The organism is Flagellimonas meridianipacifica (genome assembly GCF_003001695.1).
Lineage (GTDB): Bacteria > Bacteroidota > Bacteroidia > Flavobacteriales > Flavobacteriaceae > Flagellimonas > Flagellimonas meridianipacifica.
Window position 1 is genome coordinate 2,069,854 of the sequence record NZ_PVYX01000001.1, and the last position, 13,916, is coordinate 2,083,769.

17 protein-coding genes are annotated in these 13,916 nt (G+C 39.1%); 13 read left to right on the forward strand and 4 right to left on the reverse strand.

All coding sequences use genetic code 11. The features are described from left to right. Window positions 1-6: 6 nt before the first annotated feature. The 12 genes from CLV81_RS09515 to CLV81_RS09570 all read left to right on the forward strand — a co-directional run bounded on the left by CLV81_RS09515 (window position 7) and on the right by CLV81_RS09570 (window position 9,102). Complete coding sequence (locus tag CLV81_RS09515) at window positions 7-1,959, forward strand: thiamine pyrophosphate-binding protein (RefSeq protein ID WP_106144775.1); 1,953 nt, start codon at window positions 7-9, stop codon at window positions 1,957-1,959. Window position 1,960: 1 nt separating this feature from the next. Beyond that, a complete protein-coding gene (locus CLV81_RS09520) occupies window positions 1,961-2,170 on the forward strand; it encodes a hypothetical protein (protein ID WP_106144776.1) in 210 nt (69 codons plus the stop codon). A gap of 3 nt (window positions 2,171-2,173) precedes the next feature. After that, window positions 2,174-2,581, forward strand: a complete 408-nt coding sequence (locus tag CLV81_RS09525) for a hypothetical protein (protein WP_146129873.1) — start codon at window positions 2,174-2,176, stop codon at window positions 2,579-2,581. Then, on the forward strand, window positions 2,581-3,612 hold the full coding sequence (locus CLV81_RS09530; protein ID WP_106144778.1) for a Rieske 2Fe-2S domain-containing protein: 1,032 nt from the start codon (window positions 2,581-2,583) through the stop codon (window positions 3,610-3,612). Before CLV81_RS09525 ends, CLV81_RS09530 begins: the two co-directional genes overlap by 1 nt. A gap of 1 nt (window position 3,613) precedes the next feature. Then, entirely contained in the window at window positions 3,614-4,405 is a 792-nt protein-coding gene (locus CLV81_RS09535) for a hypothetical protein (RefSeq protein ID WP_106144779.1), read from the forward strand. A gap of 1 nt (window position 4,406) precedes the next feature. Next, on the forward strand, window positions 4,407-4,856 hold the full coding sequence (locus CLV81_RS09540; protein WP_106144780.1) for a YHS domain-containing (seleno)protein: 450 nt from the start codon (window positions 4,407-4,409) through the stop codon (window positions 4,854-4,856). A 55-nt stretch (window positions 4,857-4,911) separates the two neighbouring features. After that, the gene (locus CLV81_RS09545; RefSeq protein ID WP_106144781.1) at window positions 4,912-5,565 is read left to right on the forward strand and encodes a LysE family transporter; all 654 of its coding nucleotides are present in this window, start codon (window positions 4,912-4,914) and stop codon (window positions 5,563-5,565) included. A 6-nt stretch (window positions 5,566-5,571) separates the two neighbouring features. Further along, window positions 5,572-6,057 (forward strand): hypothetical protein, encoded by a 486-nt coding sequence (locus CLV81_RS09550; protein WP_106144782.1) that lies wholly within the window; start codon window positions 5,572-5,574, stop codon window positions 6,055-6,057. Further along, entirely contained in the window at window positions 6,045-6,767 is a 723-nt protein-coding gene (locus tag CLV81_RS09555; protein WP_106144783.1) for an NRDE family protein, read from the forward strand. Before CLV81_RS09550 ends, CLV81_RS09555 begins: the two co-directional genes overlap by 13 nt. Before the next feature lies 1 nt (window position 6,768). Further along, complete coding sequence (locus CLV81_RS09560) at window positions 6,769-7,812, forward strand: ATP-grasp domain-containing protein (RefSeq protein ID WP_106144784.1); 1,044 nt, start codon at window positions 6,769-6,771, stop codon at window positions 7,810-7,812. A gap of 1 nt (window position 7,813) precedes the next feature. Next, window positions 7,814-8,386: a hypothetical protein gene (locus CLV81_RS09565; RefSeq protein WP_106144785.1), complete on the forward strand. Its 573-nt coding sequence runs from the start codon at window positions 7,814-7,816 to the stop codon at window positions 8,384-8,386. A gap of 89 nt (window positions 8,387-8,475) precedes the next feature. Continuing rightward, complete coding sequence (locus tag CLV81_RS09570; protein ID WP_146129874.1) at window positions 8,476-9,102, forward strand: hypothetical protein; 627 nt, start codon at window positions 8,476-8,478, stop codon at window positions 9,100-9,102. A 16-nt stretch (window positions 9,103-9,118) separates the two neighbouring features. Here the strand turns inward: CLV81_RS09570 and CLV81_RS09575 are convergent, their stop codons facing one another. From CLV81_RS09575 to rpe, 3 genes are read right to left on the reverse strand one after another with little or no spacing between them, the layout of a single operon-like run. Continuing rightward, window positions 9,119-9,868 carry a hypothetical protein gene (locus CLV81_RS09575; RefSeq protein WP_106144787.1) on the reverse strand — a complete coding sequence of 250 codons (750 nt, stop codon included), beginning with the start codon at window positions 9,866-9,868 and terminating at the stop codon, window positions 9,119-9,121. Window positions 9,869-9,926: 58 nt separating this feature from the next. Beyond that, window positions 9,927-10,910 carry a YpdA family putative bacillithiol disulfide reductase gene (locus CLV81_RS09580; RefSeq protein WP_106144788.1) on the reverse strand — a complete coding sequence of 328 codons (984 nt, stop codon included), beginning with the start codon at window positions 10,908-10,910 and terminating at the stop codon, window positions 9,927-9,929. Continuing rightward, window positions 10,910-11,569, reverse strand: a complete 660-nt coding sequence (gene rpe, locus CLV81_RS09585; RefSeq protein WP_106144789.1) for a ribulose-phosphate 3-epimerase — start codon at window positions 11,567-11,569, stop codon at window positions 10,910-10,912. Before rpe ends, CLV81_RS09580 begins: the two co-directional genes overlap by 1 nt. Window positions 11,570-12,258: 689 nt before the next feature. On the opposite strand from rpe, the gene CLV81_RS09595 reads away from it, so the two are divergent. After that, a complete protein-coding gene (locus CLV81_RS09595; RefSeq protein ID WP_106144791.1) occupies window positions 12,259-12,801 on the forward strand; it encodes a conjugal transfer protein TraO in 543 nt (180 codons plus the stop codon). A 213-nt stretch (window positions 12,802-13,014) separates the two neighbouring features. On the opposite strand, the gene CLV81_RS09600 is transcribed toward CLV81_RS09595, so the two are convergent. Then, window positions 13,015-13,878 (reverse strand): sigma-70 family RNA polymerase sigma factor, encoded by an 864-nt coding sequence (locus CLV81_RS09600; protein ID WP_073180565.1) that lies wholly within the window; start codon window positions 13,876-13,878, stop codon window positions 13,015-13,017. Window positions 13,879-13,916: the final 38 nt, after the last annotated feature.

Sequence of the window (13,916 nt, forward strand, 5' to 3'; positions counted from 1 at the left end):
TTTACTATGGATGAAAAAAAACGTATCTGGTACAAAGTGCTCGACAACAAAAAAGAGCTTCCCGAAGGTCGGGTGAAAACTGTAACTGCTGCACATAAGGGTATTTGCTTAACTCATTTTGAAGGTAAGTTTTCTGCGCTGGACAATAGATGTCCGCATCAAGGTGGTCCTTTGGGAGAGGGGTCCATTGAAAATGGTATGCTACGCTGCCCATGGCATGGTTGGGATTTCCATCCATGTACGGGACTACCTCCTGGAGGTTATGATGATGGTATTGAAACATTTGAGGTAAAAGAAGAAGGAGAAGCCATCTTTGTTGGAGTGCCTGAAGAAGCCGAACATGAAACTACGGTTTCAGATATTATGGCTGAAACCATGGTAAACTGGGGTGTGACCAAGGTGTTCGGTATGGTGGGACACTCCAATTTGGGTTTTGCGGATGCTATGAAACGCCAAGAACAAAAGGGAAAACTCAACTTTTATGGAATCCGTCATGAAGGAGCTGCTGCTTTCGCAGCTTCCGCATATGGAAAGCTAACCGGAAAACCGGCAGCTTGTTTTTCTATAGCGGGCCCTGGAGCAACCAATATGTTTACTGGAATGTGGGATGCCAAGGTCGATAGAGCTCCCTTATTGGCCTTGACCGGTCAAGTGGCCACCCAAGTAGTGGGTACAGGTAATTTTCAAGAAGTGGACTTGGTTCAGGCTTTTGGTAGTGTGGCCGAATTCAATCACAGGGTACAGAGTGATTCCAAACACAGCGAATTGATGTCACTTGCTATTAAACATGCAATTTTGAAACGGGATGTATCGCATCTTACCTTTCCGGATGAGGTTCAAGAGCGAAAAGCCAAGCCTAATGCAAAACCACAGACTCCCGAAAAAAGAATAACCTCACTGGAAATTGCGCCTCCAAAGGAATCAGTGAAAGATGCTGTAAACCTTATAAAAAAATCAAAACGGCCCGTAATAATCATAGGTCATGGAGCTAGGGCACATAAAAAAGCTATTATTAAGTTTGCTGAAAGTCTCAATGCCCCTGTTGTTACAACCTTTAAAGGAAAGGGCTTAATTCCTGATAACCATCCTTTGGGTGGAGGAGTTTTGGGCAGAAGTGGCACCCCCATTGCTTCTTGGTTTATGAATGAATCAGATGTGTTGATTGTTTTTGGAGCTTCGTTTTCCAATCATACGGGTATAACTCCCAAAAAGCCCATAATTCAAGTTGATTTTGACCCCTTGGCCTTGAGTAAGTTCCATAAGGTGGAAGTGGCCGTTTGGGGAGAAATTTCAAGAACCTTGGAAATATTTGAATCCGAATTGGAGGATGGTGTCGACACCATTGACCAAACCAATGAAATCGCTGAGCGTTGGAAGATTTGGAGAAGTGAAAAGGCGAAGCGATTATTGGAAACTTCGGATGATGGAGTTAGTTCCATAGCTGTTTTTGATGCTATGGACCAGCTTACCCCGGAAGATGCGGTAATGTGTGTGGATGTGGGTAACAATGCCTACTCTTTCGGTAGGTATTTTGAGTCCAAAGAACACGATTTTCTAATGTCTGGCTATTTGGGCTCCATAGGTTTTGCACTTCCCGCTTCAATTGGAGCATGGACCGCTGTTGGGAGTTCCAGACCGGTGGTGGCGGTTGCAGGCGATGGAGGTTTATGTCAATATTTGGCCGAAATCACCACATTGGTAAAATACAATATGCCTGTAAAGCTGATTGTATTGAATAACCATGAGTTGGGTAAAATTTCAAAAGAGCAGCGAGCGGGAGAGTTTGATGTATGGAAAACCTCACTTTCTAACCCAAATTTTGCAGACTTTGCAGTATCCTGCGGTGCTTGGGGAAAACGTGTAGAGAAACAAGAAGACCTTATGAAGACAATGAAATCACTTTTTGAACAACCCGGACCTGCCGTTTTGGAAGTTATCACGGATGTAAATCTGATTTAACATGGAGACAGCAATACTTACATTTCTGATTATCCTTCAGATTTACTTTTTGGCAGGATTGGCATTTGGAGTTTACTTCATTCTTTTCGCAAAACGAATCGACCCCTTAATGGGAAATAGTAAAAAGGTTATCAGGCTATTGCTTTTTCCTGGTGTAGTGGCCACATGGCCCTTTCTTATAAAGCGGCTGTTCCAGAACAAAAACGAATAAGAAATGGATTATCGATTACGAACAAGACATAAATGGATGTGGATGATTTTGACCCCCACATTGGCGATTTTCCTATTTCTTTCTGCAATAAACCTTGACTTTTTCTCTTCATCGGAAAACCTTTATATGGCTGAGGTTAAAGGAAATGTGGTTGAGGAAATTGAGAATGCCGAAATGAAAGTTGTACTATCCAATACATCTGAGCAGTATTTGCTAAACATTTGGCTTAAGTCTCCTTTAAGAGCTACATCTTCGGTGGTGTACGAAATTAATGGGAAAGGAGAAAAAGGTGAAGTGCTCGGCCAATTGCAGGGAATAGGGAGTTACTCATTTCCCAGTACAGGAATTATCAGGGGCTTTATCGTGATGGATGAAATAAAGAACCAACAAATTCTAAAATTGGAATTCTAATGGGACTGGACTATAAATTGGTGCTTTGGAACAAGCATAAGAAAAAGTATGACAAGATTTTTGCCTTGTCCATAGTGTTGTATTTGGTGTTGTTCATAGTACTTACCTTACTCTTGAACCCCGAAGGAACAGCAGAAACTTTGATAATACGGGCTTTTGGGTCTTTGGCAATTCTAATGTTGCATATCATTTTAATTATTGGCCCTCTCTGTCGGTTAAATCCACAATTTCTTCCTATTCTATATAATAGAAGACACTTGGGAGTAAGCATGTTCTTAGCAGCTTTGATTCATGGAACCTTTGCCATTATTCAGTTTCATACTTTGGGAAATACAAATCCAATTGTTTCTGTTTTTACTTCAAACCTGGACTATGGCTCCTTGACCAATTTTCCTTTTCAGGTTTTAGGATTTTTAGCATTACTCATTTTGTTTTTCATGGCCTCTACGAGTCATGACTTCTTTCTGAAAAATCTATCTCCTAAGATTTGGAAAGGGCTTCATATGATGGTCTATGTGGCCTATGCCTTAATTACACTCCATGTTTTTTTAGGGGCTTTTCAGCAAGAAACATCACTACCAACCATTGGAATAATGTTAGTGGGATTTATTCTGGTTTCTGGATTACACCTTACTGCTGCATTCAAGGAAACAAAAAACGATAACATAAAGAAAAAGAAAGAAGAAGATGGCTGGTTAAAGGTTTGCCAGGTAAGGGAGATAATGGAAAATAGAGCCAAAATATTTACAGTGAATCAAGAGCGCGTGGCAATTTTTAAATACCAAGGGAAATTATCGGCGATTCATAATGTATGCAAACACCAGGGAGGTCCTTTGGGAGAGGGTAAAATTGTGGACGGATGTGTTACCTGTCCTTGGCATGGTTACCAGTATTTACCTCAAAATGGTCAGTCACCACCTCCCTTTACAGAAAAAGTGGCGACTTATGAGTTAAGAGTGCAAAATGGATGGGTTTTTATCAAACCAGAAGCTTTCCCAGAAGGAACTGAAGTGGAACCTGCAAAAATCTAAAATGAAACAAAAAGACGAGTTTTATATCGGGTATGTAGAAGATTCTGTAGGAAACCTAACCAAGAAAAGCCTGAAGAACTTTGTTCTATTCGGAATAGGGTTTCTTATTTTGGGAGCACTGTTATTTGGAATTTTTCAGAATACGGCCAGTAACAGTTCTTTTGATTTCGATTCTGCAACCAAGGTTTCGGGCGTTTATCATGAAATGCCCTATCCCATGCTTCAAGTAGAATTGACTGAGGGTATCTATAAGAATGTTGTGCTTTTGGGCTTTGGAAAATTTGGACCAAACCCTTATTTGAAGGATATCCGTAATCAAGAAGGAGACTTGGAAGGCAAACATCTTACCATTGAAGGAAATTTGATTTATTACAATGGTAAGACCCTATTACAAATTGATGATGGCCAAAAAATAAGTCTCACCAATTCCAAACGCACTAAGTCTATTTCTACAGAATCATTGGGTGCCATTAGTGTTGAAGGTGAGATAGTTGACCCCAAATGTTATTTTGGAGTTATGAAGCCCGGCTATGGTAAAATTCATAGGAGTTGTGCTGCACTTTGCATTTCTGGCGGTATCCCTCCAGTGCTGGTTTCAGATGACCCAAATGCAATATCAGATTATTTTTTATTGACTGATTTGAAAGGAAATCCCATTCATAAAGACATACTACCGTATATAGGCCAACCTTCAATCTTAAATGGATTGGCTGAAAAATTGGGAGATTGGCACATTTTACGTATTGACGTTTCCCAAATTAGAAAGTTGAATAAAGAATCATCAATTTATTGATATGAAAAAATTTGTTTCCTTAACGTTTTTATTTATGGGGCTGTTGGTTTCGGCCCAATCCATCGATTACAACACTAAAAAGGGCTACGCCGCCAATGGGTATGATGTGGTTTCTTATTTCGAAGACAAAGCCGTAGAAGGTAAAACTGAGTTTAGCACAAAGTTTGATGGGGTTAGCTATAAGTTTTCATCTCAGGGAAATTTGGATATGTTCACCGCCAATCCTGAAAAATATGCTCCTCAATACGGCGGGTATTGTGCCTATGCAGTAGCTGTTTCCGGTAAAAAAGTGAGCATAAATCCTGAAACTTTTGAGATAAGGGACGATAAATTGTACTTATTTTACAACAAGGGAAAAACCAACACCTTGGAATTTTGGAAAAAAGAGTCACCTGTTGAACTCCAAGCCAAAGCTGACGTGAATTGGGAAAAAATTAAAAACAAAAAGTGAGACTATCGGAAGTGTAATTCGTAGTTCCTCCGTTTTTGGATAAGCAGGGTATTAGATGAGAAAAAGTCTAAAGGTTTTATTTTCAGGTTTTTCAATAAGTTTCCTTGGAGCTTTGCCTTTGGGCACTTTGAATTTGACCGCGTTTGATATAGCGGCATCACAAAGTGTTGTTTCAGCTATTTGGTTTGCCATTGCAGTGGTATTGGTGGAATTGGTAGTTGTTCGATTGGCGATTTATGGAAATGAAAAACTCACGTTAACCGATAGGGTTAGCAATTACCTTTTCCCTTTGGGAATCATATTACTTCTGTATTTGGCGATACTCAGTTTTATGGATGCAAGCCAAGTCTCAGAAACAGGACCACAGTTTACTGCACTTCCAGAAATAGGCTCTTCATTTGTTTTAGGATTATTATTAAGCGCACTTAACCCCTTGCATTTTCCTTTTTGGATGACATGGACCAAGGTTTTGTCAACAAAAGGAGTTTTGGAACGCTCCAGTAGATCTTACTCTTTTTATATATGGGGTATTGGGGTAGGTTCCATTATTGCACTTCTGATTTTTATTTTTTTAGGCAAATATGTATTCAGTAATTACCAAGACTATAGCAAAGTGACCAATCTTTTTATGGGGCTGTTATATCTGGGATTTTCACTTTATCTTACGTTCTTGTTGATTAAAAAACGCCTTAACCTTAAATTACAATAAACCTTCATGTTCATTTCATCATTAAATACTTTAGAACAATTCAAGCATATATTGCAACAACTCCCAGCGGATTGTTATAATTCTCCTTGTGCAACACTCTCCAATTCCAGTATAGGACAACATACAAGACATGTTATTGAGCTTTATTTATGCCTTATCAACGGCTATGAAACGGAGGATGTTTCGTATGATAGAAGGGAGCGTAATCCAAGAATTGAAAATGAGGTTTTATTTGCCATAGAGCAACTGGAATTCATTCAAGAGAAATTGGAAAAACCGAATAAAACTTTGAAGGTTACGTACGAATTGGCTGGTGAGGATAATACTTTGGATTCCAATTATTATCGTGAAGTGATGTATAACTTGGAACATGCCATTCATCACCACGCTCTTATAAAGGTCGGAATTCAACACTTTACGGAGTTGGATTTACCTGAATCATTTGGTGTGGCACCATCAACTATGCAATATAGAAAGGCATGTGCACAGTAAGCTTCATTGCAAATAAGGGAAACTATTATATCACTTCCAATAGGGACGAACACATTTCCCGTCCCACGGCTTTTAAGCCAAAACGAGAAATCGTGAACGGTATGGACCTTTTGTTTCCAAAAGATCCCAAAGCTGGAGGTACTTGGTTTGCCATTAATGAAATGGGACATGCGGGAGTGTTGTTGAATGGAGCTTTCCAGAGGCATAAATCATTGGGGAACTATAGAAAAAGTAGGGGTTTGGTCCTTTTGGATATTATGTCAAAGGAATCACCAGAAAAATACCTTGATGAAATTGACCTGGAAGGGATAGAACCGTTCACTGTAGTGCTATTCCAACAAGGTCGATTATTGGAGATGCGTTGGGATGAAAACGAACAACACAAAAAAAACCTAAACATTTCAGGGAACTATATTTGGTCTTCGGCAACCCTTTATGATGAAGAAGTGATACGACACCGAGAATCGCTTTTTTCCAATTTTATGGGGAATGTTTCAGATGTTAATCCGGAGGATGTGGTTGATTTCCATTCCAACAATCATTCAGATTTTGAAAATGGCTTTATTATAGACCGTAAGACGGGTTTGAAAACGTTCAGTGTCACCCAAGCCGTTTTAAAAGAGGATGAAGTTTCCTTAGGGCATTTTGACCTTTTGAACGATAAGAAATCAATTATTTCATTTAATACGGACCAGTTAACCCTCTATTAAAATGAAAAACTGGCAGCTAAAACTACATAAATGGACACACTGGGAGTATTGGCCCTTCCCCTTGGTCTACTATCCTATGTTTCCAGTTTGGCTGTACTTCTCTTTGAGGGCACGTTCTTTTTTCTTTTTCAATGCCGCTAACCCGACCATGAAAAATGGAGGGATGGCAATGGAATCCAAAATGCAGATTTACGATTTGATTCCGCAGGGAAATTATCCAAACACGATATACATTTCCAAACAAGAGAATTTGGAAAACGCCCTGAACAAAGTCTTTTCATCTCGAATTTCATATCCTTTTATCGTAAAGCCAGATATTGGAATGAAATCATTCGGGGTGGATAAGATTAGGAATCAAGAAGAATTTCGCAGTTATTTCTTGCGAATGCACGATGATTTCTTGGTGCAAGAATTGATTCCCTACCAAAACGAATTGGGTATTTTTTATGTCAGAAAACCAGGAGAAGAAAAGGGAAAGATTACTGGAATGGTATCCAAGAAGTTTTTATCTGTCATTGGAGATGGAAAAAGCTCGATTTTACAATTAATTAAGCGGAACCCTCGAAGTCACTTTCAATTGAAGGCGTTGCAAAAAAAATACGGTTTCAAATTGAACATGGTTTTGGATGAAGGAAAAGAATTTATTTTGGTTCCCTTCGGAAGTCACACAAGAGGAGCTGAATTTAGAGATGTTAGCCACTTGCTCAATGATGAGCTTTTGGAAACCATAGATGGAGTTTGTTCCAAAGTGGAAGGCTTTCATTATGGACGTTTGGATGTACTCTATAATTCTTTTGAAGAATTGAGCAGAGGCGAAAAATTCAGCATAATAGAGATTAATGGAGCAGGAGGGGAGCCGACCCATATTTATGACCCAAAACATTCGGTTTTCTTTGCTTGGAGGGAAATTTTCAGGCATTGGAAAATGATGAATGATATCAGTATCATGAATCACAAAAAGGGATATACCTATCTTAGTTTCAAGGACGGTAGGGCTATGTTGAAGGATAGCAATATTGTAGAACAACAAATAAAAGCTATTTAAGATGAAACTGAAGTTTGCTTTTTTGTTTTCGCTTTTCATTTTATCTGCGATTTCAGTATCTGCCCAGAAAACCCCAGCAAATGAGGGAACATATCTCGGGGTATCTGTGCAAGCCTATCCTGCTGGAATTATTCCCACTGTAAATCTGGAGACGTATTTAAATGAAAAATCTTCACTCTTGTTTAGGTTGGGAGCCAATTTTACAGATAGACAAGACTTCAGCGATGTAAACCTGACGGAAGAAGGAGAGGGTTTTGGAGGCTCGATAGGGTTTAGAAAGCATTTTCCTTTAAAAACCGGAAAAATCGTGGCAGGACTGATTACGGATTTATGGAGTTTGGAAATTGATTGGACCGATGTTGGGCCAGCGGACAACCCAATTTCTGGTACCACAGATATTCTGGTATTGCAACCCTATTTGGAAGGGGGTTACTTTCTACCCATAAAGAATTCTTCTTCGCAAATTGGTCTCACCCTTGGATTTGGGCGTGAAATCAATATTGTTACAGATGGCGATGAGGTGGCACAGGACTTTATCGCAAGTATTGCTCTTCAGTTTATGTTTGGCCTTTAGGTTTTGATTTCATGAAAAGGAATTTGAAATTTTCGTTTCTTATTCTTTTTATGGGCTTAAGCAGTCCAGCTTTTAGCCAAACTCCGAAAGTGAAGTTTCTTCCAGAGGATTTTCGAGCTTCCGATTACGAGAAATATTCTTTGAAGAAAAAATTTCCAAAAGAAATAGAGGCTCAAGTACTAACTGCCCTGTCTTTTTATCCACAATTGCTGGATACTCGCATTAAGTTTCGATTCAAAAAGAGAAAGACCCCATTGACCTCAAGGCCCAGAATAATGCACGTCTTCTTGCCTAAAAAATGGCGAACCTACATAATTACAATCAGCTCGGAAACTACTGAGAGTTTTGCTCCGATTTTATTCTCAAGGCTTCCATATAATGCGCAAATAGGAGTATTGGGTCATGAAATTGCCCATGTTCTGGAATATAGGACACAAACCAGTTTTCAGTTGATTGCCTTGGGTTTCAAACTGGGAAACCCTCATTTTACCGATAAGTTTGAATTTAGGACAGATGAGCGCACCATATCCCACGGCTTGGGATATCAACTGTTTGGTTGGAGCTCTTTTGTCCGTAAAGAACTTAAGGTAGCCGAATGGAAAGGTGCTTCGGAAGTATTGGAATCAGGAAATATTCCAGAGGCAAAAGAACGTTATATGAATCCCAAAACCATTAAAAAATACATGGTTGAAAATCCCATTTATGACATCAAGTAAGAAGTCATTATGTGTTTTAAGACCTATATGCTTGAATGGCCTCATTAAAAAACGTTATTGCTTCTTTCTTATTAGTGCGGAAAGCTGGAAGAACGGCACCTTTAAAACCATCATCCACCCAGTGTCCTTTGCTTAAGGGTTTGAAGTTAGAAGTGTCCAAACCTGTGTGTCCGTGATAACCGCTGATATAAAAATAATAATCATCCATAAGTGAATCAGGAATGGTGAGCCCCATGCCTACTGCGGTTTCCAAATCCTCGTCCAAAGGTGAGAAAGCCCCAGTGTCAAAATGGTGTGGCCAAATTCGAATGTCAGAACTCAAGTGATTTTCTTTTAAGACCTCGGAAAGGACCGTATTACCCATTATTCTTAATTGAACCAGCTCCTCCACTTTCTCCGGATTGTTATGCTGGAATGTTTCATCTGTACCCATTTGATAAGGAAGATCATAATGAAGCTTGTATTCATAGGTTTTTGAAGAATTCAAATGGGCCGAGACTTCTTTTAACCAGTTGACCACCTCTTCATGTGATTTTCCATGAAGGGCAAATGTTTTTGGTTCACCAGATACCCACTTCAAGGAAAAACTGGGATAGTCCAAACAAAGTTTAGTTCTTTTCTGGTCCAAAGGCCATGTTTCAAGACCCTTTTCTGTGTTCGAAAAGGCCAAGTTGGTGTGACTGTCATCCTCTTTTTTTTCCAAAAAACTGATTGCTGTTGTGGCTAGGTACTGTGCTGCCAAATGCAGCTGCATGGGCATGTCCATACTATTGGTTTAAGGTTGTCTTCTAAAAATAAGGATTTATGGCCTTATTTTTTCAGAATCAAGCCCTTGGGACCAATTGCATTTTTTCCAAAATCGATCTTATGATGATTTCGGCATGAATTCTTGAATTCTCAATGAACCATTTATGGGTTTCCATGCCTCCGCATATGACGCCTGCCAAATAAAGCCCCTCAACATTCGTTTCCATGGTATCTGGATTGTATTGAGGTAGTCTTTTTTCATCATTGGAAAGTTGGATGCCAAGCTGTTCCAAAAACTCGAAATTGGGCATATACCCTGTCAAGGCGAGGACAAAATCGTTTGGTAAATTGATTACTCCATCAGGTGTATCAACAATAAGCTCCTCCTCAAGAATTTCTTTTACTGTGGAATTGTAATAGGCCTTGATACTTCCCTCTTCAATGCGGTTGATGATATCCGGTCTAACCCAATACTTTACTCGCTGACCAACTTCCGGACCTCGAATAATCAAAGTTACATCTGCTCCCTTTCGGTAACATTCAAGTGCGGCATCAATAGCTGAATTGCTTGCCCCTATCACCGCCAATTTTTGACTTGCGTAAAAATGTGGGTCTTTGTAATAGTGCGAGACTTTGGGTAAATCTTCGCCAGGAACATGGATTTTATTTGGTAAATCATAAAATCCCGTGGCCACAATAATATTTTTAGTCCTATACCTATTTTTGGAGGTGTTGACGACAAAAGAATCTTCATATTTCTCTACATCATCTACGGATTCAAATAGATGAATATTGAGTTTGTTTGAAGTGACAATTCTCCGATAGTACTCCAAGGCTTCATTCCGTTTGGGCTTGGCCTCTTTACTAATGAAAGGAATATCATCAATTTCCAGTTTTTCAGATGAGGAGAAAAACTGCATGTTTATGGGATAATTGAAAAGGGAATTTACAATGGTTCCTTTTTCAATAATTATATAGGAGAGTCCTTTTTTTTTGGCCTCCAAACCACAGGCTATACCTATTGGGCCTCCACCAATTATAGCCAAATCATAATCCTGCATCACGAGATTTCATCTTTAAGGGCCGATATAGTAGCGGTAGGGTCTTCGCTTCCAAAGACAAAACTACCTGCAACCAATACATCAGCTCCAGCTTCAACTAACTTTTTGGCATTTGTCGTACTTACACCACCATCAATTTCAATTAATGCCTGAGAATTTTTCTTTTCAATTAGGTTTTTAAGGTTACTAACCTTTTTGTAGGTGTTTTCGATGAAGGATTGTCCTCCAAAACCTGGATTCACACTCATTACACAAACCAAATCAATATCTTGGATAATGTCTTCCAAAAGATTGACGGAAGTATGTGGGTTCAGTGCAACCCCAGCCTTCATATCTTCTTCATGGATAGCATGTACCGTACGATGTAAATGATTGCATGCTTCAATATGTACGGTCAAGTTATCACTACCCAGCTCAGCAAAGGTTTTAATATAGCGGTCTGGTTCAACAATCATTAAATGTACATCCAATGTTTTTTGGGTATGTTCAGCCATGGATTTTATAACCGGCATCCCAAAGGAGATGTTGGGGACGAAAACGCCATCCATTACATCCAAATGAAACCAATCCGCCCTACTTTGGTTGACCATTTCAATGTCCCGCTGCATGTTGGCAAAATCGGCTGCAAGTAAAGAAGGGGCTACCAAACGCTCACTCATCGTTCATTTTGTTTTAGGGTACAAAAGTAGCGAAATGAATCGGTATGCTTTTATACCGATAGCCGAGTAGCGATTCTTATTTCTTAATGGTTCAAGATGGATTCTTCTGTCTGTTCAAACATTAAAAAAATTGGATAGGGACGTCTACTCTTTAAAAATAATCAATGTATGGGGATAACCTTTTTTCTGTGGTCGTACGAGTATCTGCCTCATCGCTTCTTGATTTTTTTTATTGGAAAATGAAGCGTATCCACCTTTTCCATACTGGAGGTTTGAGTGCATGTCCATCATTTGATTTTTGCAATTCACTTGTTTCTGCATATGGGTTCGACTCAATTTCCAAGGTTTTGGAAGGAATAACCAATTGTATCAAACGATACCATATATATAATAAAGCCAGTGCAGCTAAAATCACTATTGTCCAAAAGGCGATCATGTGATAAAACTAGAGGTTATGCTTAAAAGAATCCTGTCTAATTGATGTATGCTGAAAGAAGTTTGATTAAACCCTATATCTACTTGACGATTTAAAGACCGAGCTACACCAATACTGTTTTCCGTTTTTATCAATTCATATACCTCAACCGTCAATTGGTGATTTGAGCCAATAAAACAATCTATACTTTGAGTGGCTAATCAAGGAAATTTTAAAAACTGGTAGTAGCCTAAATCTTATCCGTTTGATAAAAATGAGTAAAAGAAATGTTTTTAGTTTGGTTTTTTTGATTCTATTTATGTCCATAGTACATGCGCAGCGAAGTAATGCTTCCTTTGGTGTATTACCTATATACAAGGTAAATGGATATGGAATTAGTGGGAATTTCAACTATTATCATAATGCTACGGATTATTTTCAAATATCACTGGTGGCTGCCTTTTCCGAAGAACAGCCTAACTCTGCTGCAGCATTCCCATTTGAGGATTATCTGGTAAACCTTGGCTATTTCACTACAGTTTTGACCTCTACGAAACGAGGAATATCCATTTTTTTTGGTGGCGGACCTTCGTTGGGATATGAAATTATTAATGATAATATGGTTGAGGTCTCTTTTGGAGTTCAAACTCCAGAAAGTACATGGGTCTATAGAGCTTTTGCGTCCTTTGAGATGAATTTTTACTTGACGGACTCTTTATCATTGATAGTACCCACCACGGGTATATACCACTACAATAGCGAGGTTGAGGAGATAAAGTTGCTCTTAGGATTGGGAATCCGTTTTTATTTGAATTGATGTGTAAATGAGAATTTACCAGTATTTAGACGGGGGATTTTTATGGAGAAGAGCTTATAAATGAAAAAACTCCGGTAATCAGCCGGAGTTTATTCATCAATCAAAAAACGAACAGTCATGATAAACTGTTATAGGGTTACAAATTACAACTTTCTTGCCAAAAAACCAATTTAAGGTTTGTTTAACTGTAATTTGTGGTAATAATTAGGTCAATTACCCCAGATAGGTCTTTAAAATTTTACTTCTGGAGGTGTGCTTCAACCTTCTAATAGCTTTTTCCTTTATTTGTCGAACACGTTCTCTGGTCAAGTCAAAAGTCTCACCAATTTCTTCCAAGGTCATGGAGTGTTGCCCCGCTAAACCAAAGTATAGCCTGATAACATCAGCTTCTCTTGGTGTCAAAGTTTCCAAGGCGCGCTCAATTTCGGTACGCAAAGACTCATGCAACAATTCCTTATCTGGATTTGGAGATTCACCACTTCGCAATACGTCGTACAAGTTGGAATCCTCACCATCAATCAATGGTGCATCCATGGATACGTGTCGTCCAGAGTTTTTCAAAGATTGTTTAACATCTTCAACAGTCATGTCCAATTCTTTGGCAATCTCTTCTGCCGATGGCACACGTTCATGAGCTTGCTCCAAGAAAGCAAAAGTCTTATTGATTTTGTTGATAGAACCAATCTTATTCAATGGCAAGCGAACAATACGGGATTGTTCTGCCAATGCCTGAAGAATGGACTGACGAATCCACCATACGGCATAGGATATGAATTTAAATCCACGGGTTTCATCAAAACGCTGCGCGGCTTTAATCAATCCCAAGTTTCCTTCATTTATCAAATCGGGAAGCGTCAATCCTTGGTTTTGATACTGTTTTGCAACAGAAACCACGAATCTGAGGTTGGCTTTAGTTAATTTTTCCAAGGCTATCTGGTCTCCCGCTTTGATTCGCTGTGCCAATTCTACTTCTTCATCGGCAGTAATCAAATCCACCTTACCGATTTCCTGTAAATACTTGTCCAACGATGCGGTTTCCCTATTGGTAACCTGTTTTGTAATCTTTAACTGTCTCATTTAATTTCCCTTCAATATTTAGTTCGTGAGCAGAGCTC